2 protein-coding genes are annotated in these 2,016 nt (G+C 70.9%); both read left to right on the top strand.

All coding sequences use genetic code 11. The features are described 5' to 3' along the window. Window positions 1-121 precede the first annotated feature (121 nt). The gene (locus TU30_RS32725; RefSeq protein ID WP_158719359.1) at window positions 122-610 is read left to right on the top strand and encodes a hypothetical protein; all 489 of its coding nucleotides are present in this window, start codon (window positions 122-124) and stop codon (window positions 608-610) included. Continuing rightward, window positions 607-2,016: ISKra4 family transposase (locus tag TU30_RS32730; protein WP_052480016.1), on the top strand; the 1,410-nt coding region annotated here is incomplete at its 3' end. The genes TU30_RS32725 and TU30_RS32730, both read left to right, overlap by 4 nt.

Genomic DNA, 2,016 nt, shown 5'->3' on the forward strand with positions numbered 1-2,016 from the left:
GGGGTGATTCGTCAGGGTTCAGGTCTCGGTCGGGGGTTGCTGGTTCCTAGCCTCGTGGTGTCGAGTCCGGCTGTGGTGGGCGGGCGTTGAGCGAGGGTGGGTGGCATCTGTGCCGTCGTTGATGGCTGCCTTGCAGGCCAGGGAAGACGAGGTCCGGGCGTCCGCGGCCGAGGTGCGGGCGCGGCTGGAGGTGTTGACCGCGGAGTTGGCTACGGCCGAGGAGCAGTTGGTGCGACTGCGGATCACGCGGGAGACGGTGGAGGAGGTGTTGTCCTCACCGGTCGGCCCGGCGGTGCCGCCGGGGGTGGTGCTGGATACGGAGGGGGCGGTGCTGCCGCAGTTGGCGGAACTGGTGCCGGTGCTGTTGGCCGCCGAGGCGGCCGGGGACACGACGGTGACCTCCGAGCCGTATCGGCGGATCCTGATCGTGTTCGCCGAGGCGTCCGGGCCGTTGCGCTGCAAGGACGTGTGCGTCGGGGTGGGGTTGAGCACGGAGGCGAACCACACCGAGGGCATGCGTGGCAAGCTGAAGAAGCTGGTCGGGCGGGGGATCCTGGCCGAGGTGGAGCCGGGGTTGTTCGGGCTGGCCTGTCGGGCCGGTGCCCGGTGAGCGGCGGCGTGCTCGGCGGGGATCTGGCGGCGGCGGAGGCCGCGTTCGCCGCCTCGCGGGGCTTGTTCGAGCAGGTCAGTGCCCGGATGCAGTCCGTGGAGACCGGTTCGTTGACGCACTCGCAGCTGGAGGAGGTGCTGGGCGCGGACATGCGGGAGGTGACGCGGCAGCTGTATCAGGACCATCTGCGGCTGCGGGAGCTGACCGAGCAGCGCATCGAGCAGGTCGTGGACGCCGCCGGCCGGGAGCGCACCAGGATCGAGCGGGGCCGGCGGCGGATCCTGTCCACGGTGTTCGGGAAGGTGACCGTCGGCCGGATCGCCTACCGCGGCGACGCCGTGCCGGATCTGCACCCGGCCGATGCGGCGCTGAACCTGCCGGCCGGGATGCATTCGCACGGCCTGGCCAAACAGGTCGCCATCGAGGCGTCCCGGGGCTCGTTCGCCGAAGCGGTCGAGCGCGTCAACACCCTGACCGGCGCCGGGATCGGCCCGCGGCAGGCCGGCGAGCTCACCGTCGCCGCCGCCGCGGACATCGACGACTTCTATGCCGCCCTCGCGCCCGAGCCGTGCACGGACGCCACGCTGCTGGTGATGTCGGCCGACGGCAAGGGCGTGGTGATAAGGCCGGAGGCCCTGCGGGAGGCCACCGCGAGAGCCGCCGCGGCCAAAGGCGGCAACAAGCTGCACAAACGCCTGTCAGCCGGGGAGAAGAACGGCCGAAAGCGCATGGCCACCCTCGGAACCGTCTACGACGCCGAACCCGCGGTACGCACCGCCGACGACATCATCGCCGACCCCGACACCGGCGAGCAGGACACCACCCGCCGGAGCAAAGGACCCAGGGCCCGCTCCAAGTGGCTGACCGGATCGGTCAACGACACCTGCTCCCAGGTCATCACCGCCGTGTTCGACCAGGCCGAACACCGAGACCCCGACCACCGGCGCACCTGGGTGGCCCTCGTGGACGGCGCACCCCACCAGATCGATCTGATCAACGAGCAGGCCGCCGCCCGCGACGTGCAGGTGCACATCGTGATCGACATCATCCACGTCCTGGAATACCTGTGGAGCGCCGCCCACGCCCTGCACCCCGGCGGCAGCAAGGACATCGAGGCATGGGTCGCCCGCACCGCCCGCACCATCCTGGCCGGAGACGCCCTGACCGCAGCCGAGACGATCACAACGGCCGCCACCGACGCAGGGATCGCCCCGGGCCAGAACAAGAGCATCGACGACGCCGTGGCCTACCTCACCAACAAAGCCGACTACCTGCGCTACGACACCGCGCTGGCCGCCGGCTGGCCCATCGCGACCGGGATCATCGAAGGCGCATGCCGCCACCTGGTAAAAGACCGCCTCGACATCACCGGGGCCCGCTGGGGCCTGACCGGAGCCGAAGCCGTC

It is taken from the genome of Streptomyces sp. NBRC 110035, assembly GCF_000829695.1.
Classification (GTDB): Bacteria; Actinomycetota; Actinomycetes; order Streptomycetales; family Streptomycetaceae; genus Streptomyces.

Coding starts and splice junctions, on each gene's coding strand:
- TU30_RS32725 (WP_158719359.1), top strand. CDS start 122: ATGGCTGCCTTGCAGGCCAGGGAAGACGAGGTCCGGGCGTCCGCGGCC.